The following is a 19682-nucleotide window of genomic DNA, read 5'->3' as shown; positions in this document are numbered from 1 at the left end:
ATGAATACTTATAATTATTTGGTTATACTAAAATGATGAAAAAATCTTTAATAGTTGCGATTTCAAGTATTGTTTTCCTTTCTGCATGCACAAGCGATGGGGACCTCACAAATATCTTATGGCGCAAAGCGACTTGGGAGAGTTATGTCTCTGGTGAAGATATTAAACAAAACTGCCGGGCTGAGAATTCTAATCAGTATCGTTATCTTTATAATGCAAATCGTGCACAATCGGTTTTGATGTATAACTGGAAGAAGGATGGGGAGTTGAGTTTTCAACGCCTAGACCGTCGGATAAAGCTGAAAAAGATTGAGGTAAGTCCAACAATGCATCAGACCTTGTTGGATCCTAAAGAAATTAAGCTTGATTTAAACTTGCAAGATAGAAAGGCATTGGCAGAGCTAACAAAAGTGGATATCCAACGTGAGGGCATGGAAGAGGGGGGCAAAATGACTTCTGCGGATCATTTTTTGTCTTTAGCGTCTTGTGTTGATGGCGTATTCAAATTGACTGTCTTTGACCAAAGTGAGTTGCAACGGGCGTTTCCAGAAGGATTGGAGTATTTGTTATCTGTATCAACAGATGAACAGACACGCCCAAAACTGCCAACTGAAAAGGCGACGACAAATAGCTTTTTAATGTCTAAGAAGAATGATGAGGATGTTTTCAATCATTATAGAATTAGATATATGGGCGATAAGGTGGAATTTGGCGCAGGATATCTTACTAAATAAAAAGGAAGATAGGCTTTGACCAAAAGTTAAAGAATGTGATATAAGCGGGTATTCCCGAAAAATTTGAGGAACTTGCGCGCCGAATGGCGCGAATAGCTATTGGTATATTCTGATCCGAATTGGAGCTAGAAATGAGCAAATTATTAATGCCTAAAGCAACTGCGGTATGGCTGATTGATAATACAACATTGTCTTTTGAACAGATTGCAGCGTTTACAGGTTTGCATCGTTTGGAAATTCAAGCGTTGGCTGACGGTGATGTTGCACCGGGTATGCAAGGCATGGATCCAATTCAAAATGGTCAATTAACACGTGATGAAATCGCACGTTGCGAAGCTGATGATCAAGCTGTTTTGAAGCTGGCAAAAAGTGATATTCCTATGCCTGTTGTTCGTAACAAAGGCCCACGTTATACACCGGTTTCCAAGCGTGCAGATAAGCCGGATGGAATTTCTTGGTTGGTGAAGCATCACCCTGAACTAACAGATGCCCAAATTGGTCGTTTAATTGGTACAACAAAACCAACAATTCAAAAAATCCGCGATAAATCTCATTGGAATGCGGCAAATTTCCGTCCACGTTCGCCGGTCGAACTTGGATTATGCAGTCAACTGGAGTTGTCTACAGAAATTGCAAAAGCGATTAAAGCTGGTCGCCAACCTTTGGCAGAGCCGATTGTTGAAGATCACGAAGAAGATACAATGCAAGAGCCAACAGGTTGGGAAGGTCTTTCCTAATCGTTGCATGCAATGTTGAATTTAAAAGCCCGAAGATTTTCTTCGGGCTTTTATTTTATCTATTCAAAACTTTGTAAGAATTTAGATGCGAGTTGATTGAGTTGATGAAACTCTTGTTCTGACAAGCTGCCAGTTATCCTATGTTGTGTTGTAACATGATCTGTAACAGCGGCATCTATAATATTGAACCCCTTTTCTGTAAGTTGAATGAATACGCTTCTTGCGTCTTCTGGGTTTTGAATTCGCTCTACCAATCCTTTTTTACATAATTGATCAATTCGATTGGTCATCGACCCGGATGTGATCATCATGGTTTTTAATAGATCGTTTGGGGAGAGGCGATAGGGTGTCCCTGATCGTCTAAGTGTCGCTAATAAATCGAAACTGGCAAAATTTAAACCATGTTCAGCCATGGTTTTTTCCATTTCTTTCGACAGATGATTAGAGACACGTATAAGGCGCCCAATCAACGACATAGGTATCACATCAAGGTCAGGTCTGACCTCATTCCATTGGTCAATAATTTTTGTAACTTCATCCATGAAAAATAAATAGATATTTTTTATCTTGACGTCAAGATTAATTAAAGTATCTTGATTTCAAGATAAGTATCTCGATTTCAAGATAAATTGAAAGGAGGCATAGAATGTCTCGACATTTGGATTTAATATTAACGGCTCTGGCCCCTGCAATTTGGGGAAGCAGCTATCTCATCACCACAGAGTTATTACCAGAAGGGTATCCGTTAACGGTTGCAATGCTCAGAGCTTTGCCCGCGGGATTATTGCTTTTACTCATTGTTCGCAAACTGCCAGAAGGAATGATTTGGTGGGGGCGCGTATTTCTTCTTGGTGTTTTGAACTTTGGTTTCTTCTGGTGGATGCTTTTTGAGGCAGCTTATCGATTGCCAGGTGGTGTTGCAGCGACTGTTGGTGCCATACAACCCCTTTTCGTGATCTTTTTAGCAAGTGCTGTTTTAAGTGAAAAGTTGCGCATAATCTCAGTTTTTGCGGCACTTACGGGGATAGGTGGCGTTGCCTTTATGGTGCTTTCAGGTGAGGCAAAATTTGACATGATTGGTATTTTAGCCGCAGCATTGGGGGCAGCTTCCATGGCATTCGGAACAGTTTTAACACGTAAATGGCAACCGCCAGTTTCGTTGTTGACATTCACATCATGGCAGTTGGTTGCCGGTGGTTTGATCTTGCTACCTTTCTCGATGATTCTTGAACCTGCGTTGCCAGTTTTAACGGTAAAGAATTATGCGGGCTTTATTTATCTTGGACTCATTGGTGCCGCATTTACCTATATTTTATGGTTCCGTGGAATCTCAAAAATAGAACCTACCAAGATCTCCGTCCTAGGGTTTTTTAGCCCCGCTGCCGCTGTATTGCTTGGATGGGGCATTCTAGGTCAAAACCTTACAATTTTACAAATAGTTGGCCTTGCTTTTGTGATCTTCAGCGTGTGGCTGGGGCAACAATCAGGTTTTCGATTTAATTTTAAAAATAAATTAACCGTGTAATTGAAACAGAAAAGGAATAGAAAAATGAAAATGATAATTTTTGGTGCTGCAGGTGACGTTGGTCAACGTTTCGTAGGTGAGGCTTTATTACGAGGGCACGAAGTTACAGTCTTTATTCGTAAGCCAGATCAGGCAGAGATTTGGGGAGATAAAGTGCAGGTTGTTATTGGTGATTTAGACGACACGGAAAATTTGATTTCCATTGTAAAGGAGCATGACTTTATTCTATCTGCATTGCGTCCTGCCGAAGGAAAAGAAGATTTATTAGTCCCATTAACGTCGAAAGTGATGTCAATTGCAGGGGAAGCTGGGTTGCCAATTTTAATTACAGGAGGGGCCGCAAGTCTAAAAATTCCGAATACAGATCATACTGTTTTAACAGCACCGGATTTCTTACCGGATTCAGTACGACCCATCGCAACGGCCTGTCAGGATCAATATGATATGTGTTTAGGAGTAGTAGATGTGAATTGGACCTATCAGGCACCATCTGCCATGTTAATTCCTGCTGAGCGAACAGGGAAATACCGTATAGAAACAGATCAGTTGGTCACGGATGGAAATGGTAATTCTCAAATATCTATGGAAGACTTCGCCGTAGCTGCATTGGATGAAGTTGAAAATAGACGATTTATCCGACAAAGATTTACAGCGGGATATTAAACCAAAAAAGGAAGCCATAAGGCTTCCTTTTCTTTTAGCTGATTAATCCAACTTATCGGATTTCAAATCCCATACGAATGGCTTACGAGAGAAAATGCGTCTTACCATTGGTTCAAAAAACTCTAGTGGTTTATTTTCTTTCTTAGGATCAAAGGCGCATTGGTCATATTTGTAACAGAAATCTTCACAATCCTTGAACCATTCATGATCTTTAAATTTATCTCGAATATTGCGATCTAAATCATAATGATGACCGAAATAATAAAATTGGAAGGCGCCATGATGTTTAATGATCCAATATGTCTTTTCAGAAACATAAGGACGCAAAACAGCTGCTGCTAATTCAGAATGATTTTCTGGTGCCATAATATCCCCAACATCATGGAGAAGAGCCGCAACGACCATTTCTTCATCCTGACCATCTTCATAAGCCAGTGTGGCGGATTGCAAACTATGTTCATAACGAGAAACTTGATATCCACCCATGGAGCCATCAAGTGACTTTAACATATCAAGAACACGATCTGCCGTTGCAGCAATGAAAGGTTTTTCATAACGTTCTAGGATTTCATAATCCTCACGCGTGCCATCTTCCATTCGGGTGAAACTTGCTACTTCATCTAACATGATCCCAATACTCCCTATATTCTATGTTTAGGTTCGTGTTTTTTTATTTATGTGAAACTCTAATCACAGGTTTGATCCGTCGTCATTAGAAAAAACGACTACAGTGAGTTTTTTTAATTGGTCTAGGATATAGAAAAAGAAAACCTCGCCATAGATTGACGAGGTTTTTAAAATTGAATTTTAATTTATAAAAGGTTATTGGGCGTAACCGATACCCTGAAGTGCGATTTTAATTTCATCTAGAATTGCAGGGTCGTCAATGGTTGCTGGCGTCTTAAACTCTTCGCTATCGGCGATCTTACGCATGGTCGCGCGTAAGATTTTACCAGATCGAGTCTTTGGAAGGCGTTGCACCACCACACAATGTTTAAAGGCAGCTACAGGCCCAATTTGTGTGCGAACCTGAGAAACAGCTTCTTTCACAACGTCATCATTAGCTTTATCAACACCTGATTTAAGAACAACGAAGCCAAGTGGAAGTTGTCCTTTCAAATTGTCAGCGACACCAATAACGGCACATTCTGCCACATCATCCAGTTCGGATAATGTTTCTTCCATGGCGCCTGTGGAAAGGCGATGGCCTGCGACATTAATGATATCGTCAGTACGGGACATGACATAGATATAACCATCTTCATCCATGTAACCCGCATCACCTGTGGCATAGAAACCTTCATATTCAGATAGATAGCTGTCGATGTAGCGTTGGTCGGCATTCCATAAAGTTGGCAAGCAACCCGGCGGCATTGGAAGTTTTGTGGCGATTGAACCCATTTCACCGGGGGCGAGAGTTTCACCTTCAGGGGTTAGGACATGAACGTCATACCCGGGTACGGCGCGTGTTGGGCTGCCTGCTTTGATTGGTAACTGTTCGACGCCAAGCAGGTTCGAAGCCATTGGCCACCCTGTTTCTGTTTGCCACCAATGGTCAATAACCGGCACGCCCAGAATATCTTGTGCCCAATGAAGGGTGTCAGGATCGCATCTTTCACCCGCTAAGAATAGAGAGCGAAATTTAGATAAGTTATATTTCTTTACCAACTCCCCATTCGGGTCTTCCTTCTTAATAGCACGGAAAGCTGTTGGCGCAGTGAAGAGGGTTGTTACATTATGTTCTTCAATTACACGCCAAAAAACACCGGCGTCAGGGGTGCCAACAGGTTTACCTTCAAACATTACAGTAGTCGCACGATGCAGGAGAGGGGCATAAACAATATAGCTATGGCCAACAACCCAACCGACATCTGATGCTGCCCAGTAAACTTCACCCGGATCCACATTGTAGATATTCTTCATCGACCATTTTAAGGCCACCATATGGCCGCCATTATCTCGCACAACACCTTTGGGTTGGCCTGTTGTGCCAGATGTATAAAGGATATAAAGAGGATCAGTTGCTTCTACAGATACGCAATCAGCGGGTTCAGCATTGTGGATCGAATCATGCCAATCTAAGTCACGACCTTCTTTCATATTCCAAGTTGCTTGGTCACGTTGGAAGACAACGACATTTTTTATAATATCGGGTGCTTCTGCCAAGGCGCCTTCGATCATGGGTTGATATTCAACAACGCGTCCCGGTTCAATACCGCAAGAGGCAGTTAGAATAACTTTTGGCGTTGCATCACGAAGACGGGTTGCCAATTCATGCGCGGCAAAACCACCAAATACAACTGAATGGATCGCCCCAATGCGCGCACAAGCCAACATGGCAATCGCTGCTTGCGGGATCATCGGCATATAAATGACGACACGATCACCTTTTTCAACACCTAAGGATTTTAAAACCCCAGCTGCACGTGCCACTTTGCTCTGAAGGCGCGCATAGCTAATTTTACTTTGAGTACCAGTAATCGGGCTATCATAGATAATAGCTGTTTGTTCGCCAAAACCAGCTTCTACATGGCGATCCACAGCATTGTAACATGTGTTACAACTTGCCCCTTTAAACCATCTGTAAAAATGTGGAGCACCACTATCATCTAGAATTTTATCGGCGGGTTTATACCAATCAATCGCTTCGGCTGCGGCTGCCCAATATTCTTCTGGTTTCTCCAAGGCATGCTTCTGCAATTGGTCAAGTTTCTCGCTCATATTGTCCTCCCGTATGTACCATTTAGGTATCGCATTTCTGTAATATTATTTTTTCTTAAATCCAGAAATGTTTTCTTTTATTACTTAAGGCAAATATGAAGCATGGAAAGAAGGGCTGCAAGAAAAATATTGCGGCGCACCCATTTGAATGCACCGCAATATATATGATCACAAAATAATATAGTTTTTTGCTATGCTTATTAGTAAAACTCTATCCATTAAAACCTTCTTTGCGATAGACTTCACGCCCTTCGAGAATTGTCAGGTCAACTTTGATTTTAGCGAGCTCGAATAAATCCGTTTCATATGGGTCATGGTCGACGATAATATAATCAGCATATTTCCCTTTCTCCAAAGTACCTGTTTTATCTGCACGCCATGCACATTCTGCGGCATGAATAGTATAGCCTTTAATAACTTGATCTACGGTTAGGCATTGTTCGGGTAATAAGGCTTCACTATCCTTATCGAAGGCACGGGTGCATGCCACTTGCATGATTTCAAATGGGTTTAAAGTACTTACCCCCCAATCACTACTAATTGCATATGGGCCTGATTCAACAAGTGATTTCGTTGGGTAAATCCATTTTGACCTTTCTGGGCCTAACCAAGGTTGTGCCATCTCTGTGATGGATTCTTCGGGGATTGCCCATAAAGGCTGCATATTGGCAACTGCGCCTAATTCACCAAATCGCGGAATGTCTGAAGGATCAACCAATTGCAGATGGGCCAATTGATGCAAACTATCCCATTTTCCGTTTTCTTGTATGGCTTTTTCAATGCCATCAAGGGCGACGCGTGTGGCCCCATCACCGATCACATGAAGATGTAGTTGGAATTTTTCTTTATCAAAGGCCACCATTAAATCCATTAGATGGTCTTTGTTAAACATCAATTCTGCATTTTCACCTTCGGTATCGGGTTCCAATAACATTGCTGTTTTATTTTCAAAAACACCGTCTAGGAAGAATTTCGCAGAATGTAGGGAGAGCATGTCACTATTATATTGCGCGCGATAACCTTTTAGCCGATTAACCGCCTCTTCAACGGATTCTCGATCAAAGATTTTGGATGTCGAACGCACGCGCACATTTAAACGACCTTCCTGTTCCAGTTTATGATAAACGCGCAGATGCCGGTCTGCGACCATAGCATCTAAGACGGCTGTAATGCCATGGGCGTTACAATGCGCAGCACCAACTTCAACAGCACGTTCCCAATAATCATCTTCGACTTTTGGCTGCTGTTTCTTTGCCCACCAAATTGCATCCTCGAATAACCAACCTTGAATGGAGCCATCTTCATTTTTTACGATATGACCATTTTCCGGGTCTGGCGTGTCAGGGGTGATACCTAATGTTTCGAAGCCTTTAGTATTCATGACAGCATTATGATAGTCGGCGGCAAAGATAAAGACGGGGCGATCAGGTACAGCTTTGTCCAAGTCCTCTTTACTCAGGTGTTTTGTAGTGATTGAACCGGGGTTAAAGCCCGTACCACAAACCCAAAGATCATCTGTGGTTTTTGCATGATCACTAAGCGCCTTTTGGATGTCGGCCACGGATTCCACATCATTTAAATCGGCATTCCAGGCCATTTCTGCACCACTGTCTTGTAGATGCATATGTGTGTCTTGGAAGCCAGGGAAAACAGTTTTTCCTTGTGCATCAATGATCATAGTCTCCGAATGTGCCATATTTCGGATTTGGTCATTACTGCCGACATGCAATATTTTACCATCCTTAATCGCCATTGCTTCCGCTTTTGGATTGGCAGGATCAATTGTGTAGATATTTCCATTTATCAGGATTTGGTCAGCATGTAATGACATTAATTTTCTCATTTCTATAATTTGATCACATTTTTGATTTATTCAAATGATCGTTTAATAGTCAATAGAAAAGAGCAGGTGAATTTTGTTATCCACCTGGTGTCATTATGGAATAGACACGGCATTCAGAGGTGCCGTCCAGATCAAATAGATAAACTTCATCGAGGTTTCTACGACTATTATAGTCACGTAAATTGTAACCATTGCCTGTTGCAAAACCAAAACGTTTTACACTGTTGTCGGGTAGGCGGACATTTACAAAATATTTACGGCGCTTAATTTGATTAAATTCTCCCAAAACACAACCCGTGCTTAGATCGGGATTTAAGAGACTATCTAACTGGCTTCCTTCCACAAAAAAGTTAACGCGGGTATCGCCATGTTTAAACCTCGGGTTTTTTGTTTCGCCTGGCATTAATGCACGCCCAATCCCGCCTAGCGGTAGCCACTTACTCTGTTGAGCAATAGCAAATTCGGTCATCAATAATGTGCTACATATTAGCGTACTTATAAATGCTATACGGCGCATTAGGCGCTCTCCTTTAGAGGAAATTCTTTTGCGAGTTGGTCAAAATCACCGTCTTTCAACAGATTCAAGATATGTGCCACATCATCTAATTTTGCGCCCATGATAAATGGCCCTCCAGGCGACAATCGCATAGTAGGGCCAAGATGACATTTTCCCATGCAATGAAGCCGTTGAAACTCATAGGGTAAGTTCATGTCTTTCAACCCTTGTTCTAATGCATCCGCAAGTTCTTTTGATCCAACTTTTCCACAAGATGGAAGTATATCGCCACCCCGTAAGTTGGTACAGATGAACAACTTGTTATATTCGAACTCGTCAGACATGATCTTCCTTTAATTAGTTGGAATGGGAAATCATATGGGAATTCGCCGAGATTTGCCAATTCATCTTTATGTGATCGACTTATATCTTGTATCTGGTGCTTTTCCGTCCTATCTCATTGTTTACTTGATTTTTGTTAGAGACATTGGAGGCAAACATGTCCGCTTATGATTATGACTTATTTGTAATTGGTGCTGGTTCCGGCGGTGTGCGTGGAAGTCGCATGGCAGCGGGTATGGGTAAAAAGGTTGCAGTTGCCGAAGATATGTTTCTTGGCGGGACTTGTGTGAATGTGGGCTGTGTGCCGAAAAAACTATTCGTCTATGCGTCTCATTTTGGTGAAGATTTTCACGATTCACAGGGCTTTGGTTGGTCTGTTAATGATAAAAGCTTTAACTGGAAAACACTCATAGAAAACAAAAATAAAGAGATTAGCCGCCTAAATGGTATCTATGAAAATCTGCTTAAAAATGCTGGAGTTGAACTTATTAGTGGTCGTGCGACTTTGGTTGATGCCCATACAGTTGAAGTGGCCGGTAAACAATATACAGCGGAGAAAATCCTTGTGGCTGTTGGTGGCTGGCCATCTGTGCCGGAAATTCCGGGTAAAGAATATATTTCCACCTCTAATGACGCCTTTTATCTGGAAGAATTACCCGAACGAATTATTGTAGTCGGCGGTGGTTATATTGCTGTTGAATTTGCGGGTATCTTTAATGGTGTTGGGGCTAACGTCACTCAACTTTATCGAAGCGAGAAAATTTTACGCGGTTTTGATGAAGATATCCGAGGTCATCTAAGCACAGAGATTGTTCGCAAAGGTGTAGACCTTCGTGTGAATAGTAATATTGCCTCTATCGAGAAAACGGATAGCGGATTGCTTGCAACTCTTGAGGATGGTTCAAAAATTGAAGCTGACTTCATTATGTATGCAACGGGTCGTTCACCAAAAACGGCTAATCTAGGGCTCGAAGCCGCAGGCGTTGAAATGGACAAGGCTGGTGCCATTATTGTGAATGATGATTTCCAGACATCTCAGCCAAATATTTACGCTTTGGGCGATGTGATCAATCGCGTTCAGTTGACACCTGTGGCCATTGAAGAAGCTATGGTTCTGGTCCATAATTTATTTGCAGGTGAAGATCGCAAGATGGATTATGATAATATCCCGACGGCTGTGTTTTCTCAACCATCAGTGGGTACGGTTGGTTTGACGGAGGCGCAAGCACGTGAACAATATGGCGAAATTGATGTATATAAATCTGATTTCCGTCCGATGAAATTTACCTTGACCGAAAATCAAGAACGCACCTTGATGAAACTGATTGTTGATAGAAAATCAGACAAGGTTTTAGGGCTGCATATGGTTGGCCCAGATGCGGGTGAGATTGTTCAAGGAATGGGGATTGCGCTGAAAGCTGGTGCGACTAAAGCTCATTTTGATGCAACAATTGGTATTCATCCATCAAGTGCAGAAGAGTTTGTCACCATGCGTAGCCCTGTTTCCTCCTAGTGTGGGTAGCTCTTTGCTACCCCTTAGGTCAGTAAATATGTCGTTTATGTTATAATTCTATAGAAATGTTGATTTTTGTCCCTTTTCTGCTGGTCATGTCTGATGGGAAGAGGTAAAAATCCTATCTTGCTTTTTTTGAGGGTGATTTGTCTGATTGTTGCGCCTTTGGGAAAAGTGAAGAAATTTATTAGATATAAGACAAACTAGAAACGAATTGGAGATTACCATGGCGGTAAATTGGACACCGAAAAGCTGGAGAGAAAAAGAAATCCGGCAGGTTCCGGTCTATCCGGACCAAAAAGCACTGGAAGCTGTTGAAGATAGCTTACGCGCTTATCCGCCTTTGGTATTTGCAGGTGAAGCGCGCCGTTTGAAAAAAGAACTGGCGAAAGTTGTCGATGGCAACGCTTTCCTTTTACAAGGTGGGGATTGCGCTGAAAGCTTTGCAGAATTTAAGGCAGATAACATCCGCGATACATTCAAGGTAATGCTACAAATGGCTGTTGCTTTAACCTTTGGCGCGTCGCAACCTGTGGTTAAAGTTGGCCGTATGGCGGGGCAATTTGCAAAACCGCGTTCCGCTGATACTGAGACAGTAGATGGCGTGGAATTGCCAAGTTACCGTGGCGATATTATTAATGGTATCGACTTTACATCTGAGGCACGTATACCTGATCCGAAACGTATGGTTGCAGCTTACAATCAAGCATCTGCAACCTTGAACCTGTTACGTGCGTTTGCGCAAGGTGGTTTTGCTGATTTAAATAAGATCCATCGTTGGAATCTGGATTTCATTAAGGACAGCCCGCAAGGTGCAGAATATGAAGCGATGTCCGCTCGTATTGATGAAGCACTTAACTTCATGAAGGCCTGTGGGATTACATCTGAAAATGTACCTCAGTTGAAAGAAACAAACTTCTACACATCTCATGAAGCTTTGTTATTGTGGTATGAAGAAGCGTTGACACGTCAAGATAGTTTGACAGGTGAATGGTATGACTGTTCTGCACATATGTTGTGGATCGGTGATCGCACACGTCAATTGGATGGCGCGCATATTGAGTTCTTAAGTGGTGTTCAAAATGCTGTTGGTATGAAATGTGGCCCAACAACAGATCCTGATGAATTGATCCGTATTATTGATCGTTTAAATCCACAAAATGAAGCTGGTCGTTTAACTTTGATTGCCCGTATGGGGCATGACAAAGTTGAGGATTACTTGCCAGCATTAGTACGTCGTGTGAAACAGGAAGGCCGCAATGTGGTTTGGTCTTGTGACCCTATGCATGGTAATACGATCAAAGCAGAAACAGGTTATAAGACGCGTCCATTTGAACGCGTTTTAGGTGAGGTAACAAACTTCTTCGCCGTTCATCGTGCAGAAGGCACACAGGCCGGTGGTGTGCATTTTGAAATGACTGGTCGTGATGTAACTGAATGTACCGGTGGTGCACGTGCGATTACAGATCATGATCTGTCTTTACGTTATCATACACATTGTGACCCACGTTTGAATGGTGAGCAGTCTTTGGAACTAGCATTCTTGATCGCTGAATCCCTTAAAAAGGCACGTGATGATCATCAAGTAAGCTTGGCAAAAGCGTCTTAAGATACGTAAACTAGTCAAATAGTTAAAAAAATAGAAACGCTGCTCTTGTGAAAGGGCAGCGTTTTTTGTTAATAAAGCTCTAATTGAGAATATCTCGCATGAAGTGTTGGAGGGGAAACCCGTGAAAAAATCTGAAATGGTGCCAATGTGGACGGATGCGTATTTTAAACGCACCAAAGAAATCATCGGCAAATTTGGTGATGCGCAAGTCACTTATGCGATCTTTATGCGCCGCCCAGTGGTTTCAGCCCCGAAAATGGCATTGGACTATTTGGCTGAAGTTGCGCAAGAGCAAGGATTTGAATATAAAGTAGACCTTCAATATGAGGAAGGGCGCTGGGTTGGTGCTGGCGAACCTATTATGTATATTACAGGGTCCTTTTATCATCTAAGTGAGCTGGAAACACTTCTTTTACAACGTATTGGTCCTGCATGTGTGGCCGCCTATAACGCTTTTACCATGTGTACGGAAATGCCTAACACGGCTTTTCTTGCAATGGATGCCCGTCATTGTGCCGGTGCTGAAATGGCAGAGATTATGGCATATGCGGCTTCTGTTGGATCGCGTCGTGCAAAAGAAAAAGGTGAAAATGTTGTTGGTTTTGTTGGAAATGCAACCGATGCCACGGCCCATTATTTTGGTAAAGATTCCGGCATGGGAACGATGCCACATGCCTTAATTGGTTATGCGGGGTCTACTTTGCGTGCTGCTGAAATGTATCATGAAGCATTTTCTGATGAACCAATGACAGTGCTTGTTGATTATTTTGGGCAAGAAATTACAGATGCTTTAACCGTATGTGAACGTTTCCCTGATTTGGCAAAAGCAGGCCGATTGGCGTTCCGTCTGGACACATTGGGTGGTCGCTTTTGTGAGGGACTTGACCCTGCAGCCTCTTATGCGGTGTTGGAACGTCATGCTGCCCATGCGATCCGAGGGTATCGAACGGAGTCAGAATTGCGTCATTTGATTGGCCCGGGTGTTTCCGCTGCAGCAATTTGGCATTTGCGTGAGAAATTAAATGCAGCCGGATATGAAAATGCACGTATTGTGGCTTCCAGTGGCTTTGGACCAGAGAAATGTCGCATTCTTTCTTTAGCAGACGCACCTGTTGATGTAGTTGGTAGTGGTAGCTACTTGCCGGAGAAATGGTCAGAAACTTACGCAACGGCAGATATTGTCGATTACGATGGTGTAGCAAGGGTTAAAGTGGGGCGTGAGTTCTTACTCAAAGCAGATAAGAAATAATTTCCAATAAAACAATCAAACATCCGCATTCATCTCATTTGTTTGGATTGTGAAGACTTTTTGAGAGTCAATTTGAATCGCTTGATGCATTCGTTTCAAGGTATCGATATTGTATTGACCATATCGTTTTTGGAGCTCTTCGAATGATTGCGGAATTTCCATTTCCGCAAAAAGATTTGCATAAAGCGCTGTGATGAATTGTATGAAAGTCACATCATCAAAATGCCAATTTTCTTCTGCCTCGTTTTTTGCTTTGGGCATGGTGCGATTAAAGAAGTCGACCATCCAAATACGACGCTGTTCAACATCAGCGAAGTATTGCGCGATATAAATCAGAATATCATTGATAATGGCTTGTGCACTTGGTGTGTCATAAAGGGTTGTCCAATCAAAAACATCACCAGAGATTTCTTTTTGTCGCTCAACGAGTTCTTTGGCACGTTTTTGATACGTTGCCATTAATTCAGGACCGACCATCCGGCTTAAAACGCCCATAAATGCAGGAATGATACGTCGGGATAGAGAAACATTTTGAATAGGAGACTCGCCATAAGGGGCTAGTAAATGTGCAAAATTTCGAACCATCAAACGTTCCAATGGATGAGTTCTCATTCGCGCCCAATAAACTTCTTCAGATGCCTTGGATAAATTTTCCCATCCCTGTGTGATTAAAGTTTGAATTTCTATATCAGCACGTGATTTAAAAGCTGTAAGAGCGGCATGAATTTCAGATATGTCTATCGTGTCATTTTCACTTGAATTTGGTCCTATAACACGTTCGGCAAATAAATCTAATAACTGATCCATGACTTGCCCTAAACGGTCAGGACCATAGCCAAGATTGTTTGGGAGTGTATCAATTTTATTCTTTGACTCAGGCATAAATCCTTGCATCCTGCCTTACTGATAGTGGTTTGTTTATTTTTGATGTTTGCTTTTTACCAAAAATACCAACTGTTAGGCTCATAGTTTACTTGAACAGAAGGCTTTGCAGCATTACAACCTCTTAAGTCTACTCTGCATCGGTTCAATCTGCCAAGAACTAGATGCAATAGATTGAAACTATTTCATTATCAGGATGGAACGATGACTGAAGAATTGAAAATTGCACTGGCTCAACTTAACCCAACTGTGGGCGATTTGACAGGCAATATGCACAAAATTCGCGAAGCCCATAAAACTGCAAAAGACATGGATGCAGATTTGATGGTGACTGGTGAATTGGTGACATCCGGTTATCCACCTGAAGATTTGGTTTTAAAACCGTTATTTATGGATCGGATCGAAGCCAGCGTTAAAATCTTGGCCATTGAAACACGGGGTGACAATCCAGCAATTGTTTTGAGCACGCCATGGCGAATGGACGGAAAGCTATATAACGCGGTCTTGTTATTGGATGAAGGGGATGTACAGGCTGTTCGTCCAAAATGTCATCTGCCAAACTATGGTGTATTTGATGAGAAGCGTATCTTCAGTGAAGGTTCACCAATGGGGCCAGTGGCCTATAAAGGTATCGCACTTGGTTTGTTAACCTGTGAAGATTTATGGTTCGAAGATATTGTCGAATGTCTTGAAGAAACAGGTGCGGAAATCCTTCTTTCACCAAATGGGTCACCATTTGAGATGGATAAAATGGATGAACGGATGAACCATGCTGTTTCTCGTGTTCGTGAAAGTGGTTTGCCGCTGGCATATGTAAATCAAGTTGGTGGACAGGATGAATTATTGTTTGATGGCGCGTCCTTCGTTTTGAATGGGGATTGTTCTTTAGCAGTTCAAATGCCTGCCTTTGTTGAAAATGTGACCCTCACGACATGGAAACGAGGGGCGACTGGCTGGGCATGTGAAACGATCTCACATCATGATCAATCTGACCGTCTGAATTCTGTATATCAAGCCATGGTTTTAGGTTTGCGTGACTATGTGCAGAAAAATGGCTTCCCAGGTGTCGTGCTTGGTATGTCTGGTGGGATTGATTCTGCTTTATCAGCTGCTGTTGCCGTCGACGCTTTAGGCGCGGATAAGGTGCATTGTGTTATGATGCCTTCGCCTTATACCAGTCGCGAAAGTTTAGAAGATGCAGAGCAGGCATGTGAAATGCTGGGCGTTAGATTAGATGAGGTTAACATCGCCCCTGCAATGAAAGCATTTGATGATATGCTGTCTCCACTATTTGAAGGGACGAATTCAGATACGACTGAAGAGAATATCCAATCCCGTTCACGTGGTTTAACCTTGATGGCGATTTCAAATAAGCATGGCTATATGGTATTGACCACAGGTAATAAATCTGAGATGTCTGTAGGTTATGCGACACTTTATGGGGATATGTGTGGCGGATATTCCGTTTTAAAAGACATCTATAAAATGGATGTTTTCCGTCTTTGTGTTTTGCGAAATGACGGGCTCAAAAATTCTGATATCGTGCTAGAGGGACCAGATGGTCCTGTAATGCCGGAACGTATTATTTCCAAGCCACCATCAGCAGAACTAAAGCCTGATCAAAAAGATGAAGATAGCCTACCGCCATATGAAGTCTTAGATGATATTTTATATTGCCTTGTGGAAGGTGAAATGGGCGTTGATCAGATTGTAGAACGTGGACATCCATTAGAAACTGTGCAAAGAGTGTGGCGCCTACTTGACTTAGCGGAATATAAGCGTAGACAAGCACCTCCGGGTGTTAAAGTTACATCACGTGCCTTTGGACGTGATCGTCGTTACCCGATTACAAATGCGTTCCGTCGAGCCATTTAAAAAATTAATTAAATTGAAAGTTCAAGAGAAGTATTATGACTGTTAAAGTTCGTTTTGCCCCTAGTCCAACAGGTAAGATCCATGTTGGTAACGTACGTGTAGCCATTATGAATTGGTTGTTCGCACGAAGCCAAGGTGGCATTTTCCAGCTTCGCATTGATGATACGGATGAAGAACGTAGTACTGCCGAATATGAACAAGGTATTCGTGATGATCTAATATGGTTAGGTCTTGGGTGGGATGAAACATTCAAGCAATCTGACCGCTATGATCGTTATAATGAAGCGCTGGACAAACTAAAGGCTGATGGTCGTCTATATGCATGTTACGAGACACCAGATGAGCTTGAATTAAAACGTAAGATTAAGCTTGGTCAAGGTAAACCGCCTGTATATGACCGTGCAGCACTTGAGTTAACTGATGAGCAAATCGCTGCTTATGAAGCAGAAGGTCGTCGTCCCCATTGGCGCTTTAAATTGTTGGATGAACCCGTATCTTGGGAGGATCTAGGGCGCGGGCATACACATTTCGAAGCAGGGCATCTATCTGATCCTGTATTGGTGCGTGAAGACGGACGTTTCCTTTATACCATTTCTTCTGTTGTAGATGATGGGGATCATGATGTGACCCATATCATTCGTGGTGAAGATCATGTTGTGAACACAGCTGTACAGGTACAGTTATTTGAAGCACTTGGTTTTAAAGTACCTGGTTTTGGCCATTATCCATTGATGATGGGGGCGGATGGTAAAGGTTTATCCAAGCGTCTTGGTAGTTTGTCGATTGAAGATATGCGCAAAGATAAAATGTCTGCACAAGCGCTTGTTGCTTATCTAGCGCGTTTGGGTACATCAACCGCGCCGACCGGCGAAGATGAAATGCAAGCTTTGATTGATACATTTGACGCAGGTGCTTACGGTCGCGCTAGTCCACGTTATGAGCCACATGAGCTTGAAACAATTAATGCGAAATTCTTACACCAAACTCCTTTTGCACATATCCGTGAAACATTGGCGGAAATTGATAGTCGTGCTGATAACGAAACCTTCTGGGCTGCTGTTTCAGGTAATCTTGAAAACTTAAACGCTGTGTCTTATTGGGCGGATGTTTGTTTTGGTGAGATTGAGCCTGTCATTGCTGATGATGATAAAGAGTTTTTGCTGAAAGCAGCTGAATTACTTCCTGATGGTGATTATGATGAAACCACCTGGAAAACTTGGACGGGTGCTGTAAAAGATGCAACAGATCGCAAAGGTAAAACTCTGTTCCTACCGTTACGTAAAGCACTGACAGGTAAGGAGAACGGACCAGAGCTTCGTGACCTATTACCAATTATTGGTAAAGAGCGCGCGTCAAGCCGTTTGAAATAGAGTGCAGAAAAAACTGCAAAATGCCGGGCTTTCAGGTCCGGCTTTTTTTGTCTAAAAGAAAAGACGAATTGGGGATTAAAATGAAAAAGATTTTAGTAGCATTGGGATTGATGATTTTTACATCGACATCGATGGCTTCTGAGGTGTCTGTTCAGGGACCTTTGCATGAAGCCAGTATAGAAGATTGGTTGCGTGGCAAGAAGTCAGAACGCCTCATTACGGCTATCCATTGGGTAGATGCTTATTTGTCCGCCGAGGGGCAATCTGTGAGCCGCGAAGACCAATTGGCGGTTATGGCATTTGGTGTTGTACAATGTCTTGATCAAACATATCTCAGTGATGAAACATTGGAAATCCTGCCTAAAATGGCATCACTTGTTTGTGTGAAATCTTTAGTAGGGAAATAAGCCAGATTTAGTTTTGACTTAACTTTCTGAACACCCAATTTGCCAATAGGCCTGCGAGCACAGCGATGATGATCGCGGCTAGACCATGAAGGGCAGGATGGCGATGAGCAAAACGGAAAACTTGTGCGCCAAAGCCTAATTTGTTGATGAATAAAGGCGTGTTTTGTGCCGCGATAACGGTACCTTCTTTTAACAATAGAGTTTCAACACGATAAGTTCCTGTTGGAACATTGGCTGGAAAGTGAACTTTTGTTCTGAATAAGTGACGCCCGCGCATTTCTACAAGTGCCGGGCGTTTTGTATATAAGCCCATCTTGGTTTTGTTGCGCACTAATGCTTCTTTGAAAGGTGCAGCTGTTTGACGGTCAATATCTTCTTTGGAATCAAAGCGTACATTATATGCACCGATTTGATGACGACGCCCCACAGCGGATGAAACACGGCTCATAGCTTCAGGGCTAGCAGCGACACTGTAAAAAGAAGGAACATGTTCAAAGGTAATAGAATCTTTATTGGCCCAAATCCCGCTGATCTGTTCTTTTTTACGTACAACGATTTCTTCCGTGGGGCCATGAACGATGACAACGACATCGCCCACATCAGAGACGGAGCCAAATAACAAAAGATCTGTGCCTGTGAAGCCAGTTGTGATGGCAACAACATGATCAGATAAATCTGCAACCAAAGTTTCAGCTTTGGCGGCAAAGTTTGACAATATAATTATACTTAGAAGAAGAATGAAACGGGACATTGCTTTCATCTTAATGGCCCCCGATCATACCGATACTATAGATATCTTCAGGTGTTAAGATAAGATCAAGTCCGATCTTTATACAGACAGCAAGTACCATTGCTGCCAGAAGGCCACGTAATTGTTCGCCATTCATCTTAGCGCCAACACGGGTGCCGATTTGGGCACCAATAACACCTCCAACCAATAGAAGTACGGCAAGAACCACATCAACGGTTTGATTCATATAAGACTGAAGGAAGGTTGCGTTAGCTGTTACGAAGATGATTTGAAATAATGAGGTACCGACAACGACAACGGTAGGCATGCCAAGTAGGTAAATCATCGCAGGCACCATCACGAAGCCGCCGCCGACCCCCATAATGGCAGATAATACGCCAACGAAAGCGCCAATCATAAACGGGACGATTGCACTGATATAAAGACCGCTTTTTTTGAACCGCACTTTCAAAGGAAGGCCATGCATCCATGTGTGTTTATTTTTCTTACGTCTTGCAATCGCCGTTGTGCCACCCTTACGGCGACTTTTAAACATGGTACGAATGCTTTCAAGCATCATTAAACTACCGATAATACCAAGAAAGACCACATAGGATAGTTTAATGACAAGGTCAATCTGGCCCAGCGTTTGTAGCCAAGCAAATAAAACAACACCACCAGATGAACCAACGACACCACCAATCAGCAGGACCGTTCCCATTTTAAAATCAACATTCCCGCGACGCCAATGTGCTAAGACACCAGAGACGGAGGAAGCAACAATCTGATTGGCTTCTGTTGCAACAGCAACAGGTGAGGGGATGCCCATAAAGATAAGAAGGGGGGTCATTAAGAAGCCGCCACCAACACCAAAGATGCCGGAGAGCATGCCAACACCAATACCCATTCCAAGAATTACGAAGATGTTGACTGACATCTCGGCAATGGGAAGGTAAATATACATGCGTCGTAACTTTATCTTTGTT

Annotated in this window: 19 protein-coding genes; 10 read left to right on the top strand and 9 right to left on the bottom strand. The window is 42.6% G+C overall.

What is annotated here, in order from left to right:
• Nucleotides 1-32: 32 nt before the first annotated feature.
• Together E1160_RS05685 and E1160_RS05680 are read left to right on the top strand one after the other, a co-directional pair.
• A complete protein-coding gene (locus E1160_RS05685) occupies nucleotides 33-734 on the top strand; it encodes a hypothetical protein (protein ID WP_155154039.1) in 702 nt (233 codons plus the stop codon).
• Between the two features lie 131 nt (nucleotides 735-865).
• Complete coding sequence (locus E1160_RS05680; RefSeq protein WP_155154038.1) at nucleotides 866-1471, top strand: DUF1013 domain-containing protein; 606 nt, start codon at nucleotides 866-868, stop codon at nucleotides 1469-1471.
• Nucleotides 1472-1530: 59 nt separating this feature from the next.
• On the opposite strand, the gene E1160_RS05675 is transcribed toward E1160_RS05680, so the two are convergent.
• Nucleotides 1531-2013 (bottom strand): MarR family winged helix-turn-helix transcriptional regulator, encoded by a 483-nt coding sequence (locus E1160_RS05675; RefSeq protein ID WP_155154037.1) that lies wholly within the window; start codon nucleotides 2011-2013, stop codon nucleotides 1531-1533.
• 104 nt (nucleotides 2014-2117) lie between these two features.
• Here E1160_RS05675 and E1160_RS05670 point away from each other — a divergent pair, with 104 nt between their 5' ends.
• The gene (locus tag E1160_RS05670; protein WP_155154036.1) at nucleotides 2118-2996 is read left to right on the top strand and encodes an EamA family transporter; all 879 of its coding nucleotides are present in this window, start codon (nucleotides 2118-2120) and stop codon (nucleotides 2994-2996) included.
• Between the two features lie 24 nt (nucleotides 2997-3020).
• Nucleotides 3021-3659 carry an NAD(P)-dependent oxidoreductase gene (locus E1160_RS05665; protein WP_155154035.1) on the top strand — a complete coding sequence of 213 codons (639 nt, stop codon included), beginning with the start codon at nucleotides 3021-3023 and terminating at the stop codon, nucleotides 3657-3659.
• A 42-nt stretch (nucleotides 3660-3701) separates the two neighbouring features.
• On the opposite strand, the gene E1160_RS05660 is transcribed toward E1160_RS05665, so the two are convergent.
• The 5 genes from E1160_RS05660 to E1160_RS05640 all read right to left on the bottom strand — a co-directional run bounded on the left by E1160_RS05660 (nucleotide 3702) and on the right by E1160_RS05640 (nucleotide 9063).
• The gene (locus tag E1160_RS05660) at nucleotides 3702-4286 is read right to left on the bottom strand and encodes an HD domain-containing protein (RefSeq protein ID WP_155154034.1); all 585 of its coding nucleotides are present in this window, start codon (nucleotides 4284-4286) and stop codon (nucleotides 3702-3704) included.
• A 195-nt stretch (nucleotides 4287-4481) separates the two neighbouring features.
• Nucleotides 4482-6380: a propionyl-CoA synthetase gene (locus E1160_RS05655; RefSeq protein WP_155154033.1), complete on the bottom strand. Its 1899-nt coding sequence runs from the start codon at nucleotides 6378-6380 to the stop codon at nucleotides 4482-4484.
• Nucleotides 6381-6591: 211 nt separating this feature from the next.
• Nucleotides 6592-8211, bottom strand: a complete 1620-nt coding sequence (locus tag E1160_RS05650; protein WP_218048731.1) for an amidohydrolase — start codon at nucleotides 8209-8211, stop codon at nucleotides 6592-6594.
• Nucleotides 8212-8299: 88 nt separating this feature from the next.
• Complete coding sequence (locus tag E1160_RS05645) at nucleotides 8300-8740, bottom strand: hypothetical protein (RefSeq protein ID WP_155154031.1); 441 nt, start codon at nucleotides 8738-8740, stop codon at nucleotides 8300-8302.
• The gene (locus E1160_RS05640; RefSeq protein ID WP_155154030.1) at nucleotides 8740-9063 is read right to left on the bottom strand and encodes a (2Fe-2S) ferredoxin domain-containing protein; all 324 of its coding nucleotides are present in this window, start codon (nucleotides 9061-9063) and stop codon (nucleotides 8740-8742) included. Before E1160_RS05640 ends, E1160_RS05645 begins: the two co-directional genes overlap by 1 nt.
• Before the next feature lie 155 nt (nucleotides 9064-9218).
• Between E1160_RS05640 and gor the strand changes: the two genes are divergently transcribed.
• From gor to E1160_RS05625, 3 genes are all read left to right on the top strand, one after another.
• Entirely contained in the window at nucleotides 9219-10574 is a 1356-nt protein-coding gene (gene gor / locus E1160_RS05635; protein ID WP_155154029.1) for a glutathione-disulfide reductase, read from the top strand.
• Between the two features lie 226 nt (nucleotides 10575-10800).
• Complete coding sequence (locus tag E1160_RS05630) at nucleotides 10801-12183, top strand: class II 3-deoxy-7-phosphoheptulonate synthase (RefSeq protein ID WP_155154028.1); 1383 nt, start codon at nucleotides 10801-10803, stop codon at nucleotides 12181-12183.
• Between the two features lie 136 nt (nucleotides 12184-12319).
• A complete protein-coding gene (locus E1160_RS05625) occupies nucleotides 12320-13432 on the top strand; it encodes a beta/alpha barrel domain-containing protein (protein ID WP_155154040.1) in 1113 nt (370 codons plus the stop codon).
• A gap of 15 nt (nucleotides 13433-13447) precedes the next feature.
• Here E1160_RS05625 and E1160_RS05620 read toward each other — a convergent pair whose 3' ends face one another.
• Nucleotides 13448-14314 carry a hypothetical protein gene (locus tag E1160_RS05620; protein WP_155154027.1) on the bottom strand — a complete coding sequence of 289 codons (867 nt, stop codon included), beginning with the start codon at nucleotides 14312-14314 and terminating at the stop codon, nucleotides 13448-13450.
• A gap of 204 nt (nucleotides 14315-14518) precedes the next feature.
• Between E1160_RS05620 and E1160_RS05615 the strand changes: the two genes are divergently transcribed.
• The 3 genes from E1160_RS05615 to E1160_RS05605 all read left to right on the top strand — a co-directional run bounded on the left by E1160_RS05615 (nucleotide 14519) and on the right by E1160_RS05605 (nucleotide 17966).
• Nucleotides 14519-16189 (top strand): NAD+ synthase, encoded by a 1671-nt coding sequence (locus E1160_RS05615; RefSeq protein WP_155154026.1) that lies wholly within the window; start codon nucleotides 14519-14521, stop codon nucleotides 16187-16189.
• 32 nt (nucleotides 16190-16221) lie between these two features.
• A complete protein-coding gene (gltX, locus tag E1160_RS05610) occupies nucleotides 16222-17559 on the top strand; it encodes a glutamate--tRNA ligase (protein ID WP_328597126.1) in 1338 nt (445 codons plus the stop codon).
• A gap of 80 nt (nucleotides 17560-17639) precedes the next feature.
• Entirely contained in the window at nucleotides 17640-17966 is a 327-nt protein-coding gene (locus E1160_RS05605; protein ID WP_155154024.1) for a hypothetical protein, read from the top strand.
• A 7-nt stretch (nucleotides 17967-17973) separates the two neighbouring features.
• Here E1160_RS05605 and E1160_RS05600 read toward each other — a convergent pair whose 3' ends face one another.
• Entirely contained in the window at nucleotides 17974-18726 is a 753-nt protein-coding gene (locus tag E1160_RS05600; RefSeq protein WP_155154023.1) for a TIGR02186 family protein, read from the bottom strand.
• A gap of 1 nt (nucleotide 18727) precedes the next feature.
• Nucleotides 18728-19660 carry a sulfite exporter TauE/SafE family protein gene (locus tag E1160_RS05595; RefSeq protein WP_155154022.1) on the bottom strand — a complete coding sequence of 311 codons (933 nt, stop codon included), beginning with the start codon at nucleotides 19658-19660 and terminating at the stop codon, nucleotides 18728-18730.
• Nucleotides 19661-19682: the final 22 nt, after the last annotated feature.

Origin of the sequence: Curvivirga aplysinae (assembly GCF_009711445.1) — a bacterium.
Classification (GTDB): Bacteria; Pseudomonadota; Alphaproteobacteria; order UBA8366; family Aestuariispiraceae; genus Curvivirga; species Curvivirga aplysinae.
Note: the sequence above shows the minus strand (reverse complement) of the source record. Positions and strands in the feature narration are given on the sequence as shown.

Coding starts and splice junctions, on each gene's coding strand:
- E1160_RS05640 (WP_155154030.1), bottom strand. CDS start 9,063: ATGTCTGACGAGTTCGAATATAACAAGTTGTTCATCTGTACCAACTTA.
- E1160_RS05665 (WP_155154035.1), top strand. CDS start 3,021: ATGAAAATGATAATTTTTGGTGCTGCAGGTGACGTTGGTCAACGTTTC.
- E1160_RS05600 (WP_155154023.1), bottom strand. CDS start 18,726: ATGAAAGCAATGTCCCGTTTCATTCTTCTTCTAAGTATAATTATATTG.
- E1160_RS05660 (WP_155154034.1), bottom strand. CDS start 4,286: ATGTTAGATGAAGTAGCAAGTTTCACCCGAATGGAAGATGGCACGCGT.
- E1160_RS05655 (WP_155154033.1), bottom strand. CDS start 6,380: ATGAGCGAGAAACTTGACCAATTGCAGAAGCATGCCTTGGAGAAACCA.
- E1160_RS05625 (WP_155154040.1), top strand. CDS start 12,320: ATGGTGCCAATGTGGACGGATGCGTATTTTAAACGCACCAAAGAAATC.
- E1160_RS05615 (WP_155154026.1), top strand. CDS start 14,519: ATGACTGAAGAATTGAAAATTGCACTGGCTCAACTTAACCCAACTGTG.
- E1160_RS05620 (WP_155154027.1), bottom strand. CDS start 14,314: ATGCCTGAGTCAAAGAATAAAATTGATACACTCCCAAACAATCTTGGC.
- E1160_RS05675 (WP_155154037.1), bottom strand. CDS start 2,013: ATGGATGAAGTTACAAAAATTATTGACCAATGGAATGAGGTCAGACCT.
- E1160_RS05685 (WP_155154039.1), top strand. CDS start 33: ATGATGAAAAAATCTTTAATAGTTGCGATTTCAAGTATTGTTTTCCTT.
- E1160_RS05645 (WP_155154031.1), bottom strand. CDS start 8,740: ATGCGCCGTATAGCATTTATAAGTACGCTAATATGTAGCACATTATTG.
- gor (WP_155154029.1), top strand. CDS start 9,219: ATGTCCGCTTATGATTATGACTTATTTGTAATTGGTGCTGGTTCCGGC.
- E1160_RS05595 (WP_155154022.1), bottom strand. CDS start 19,660: ATGTATATTTACCTTCCCATTGCCGAGATGTCAGTCAACATCTTCGTA.
- E1160_RS05650 (WP_218048731.1), bottom strand. CDS start 8,211: ATGTCATTACATGCTGACCAAATCCTGATAAATGGAAATATCTACACA.
- E1160_RS05680 (WP_155154038.1), top strand. CDS start 866: ATGAGCAAATTATTAATGCCTAAAGCAACTGCGGTATGGCTGATTGAT.
- E1160_RS05605 (WP_155154024.1), top strand. CDS start 17,640: ATGAAAAAGATTTTAGTAGCATTGGGATTGATGATTTTTACATCGACA.
- E1160_RS05670 (WP_155154036.1), top strand. CDS start 2,118: ATGTCTCGACATTTGGATTTAATATTAACGGCTCTGGCCCCTGCAATT.
- E1160_RS05630 (WP_155154028.1), top strand. CDS start 10,801: ATGGCGGTAAATTGGACACCGAAAAGCTGGAGAGAAAAAGAAATCCGG.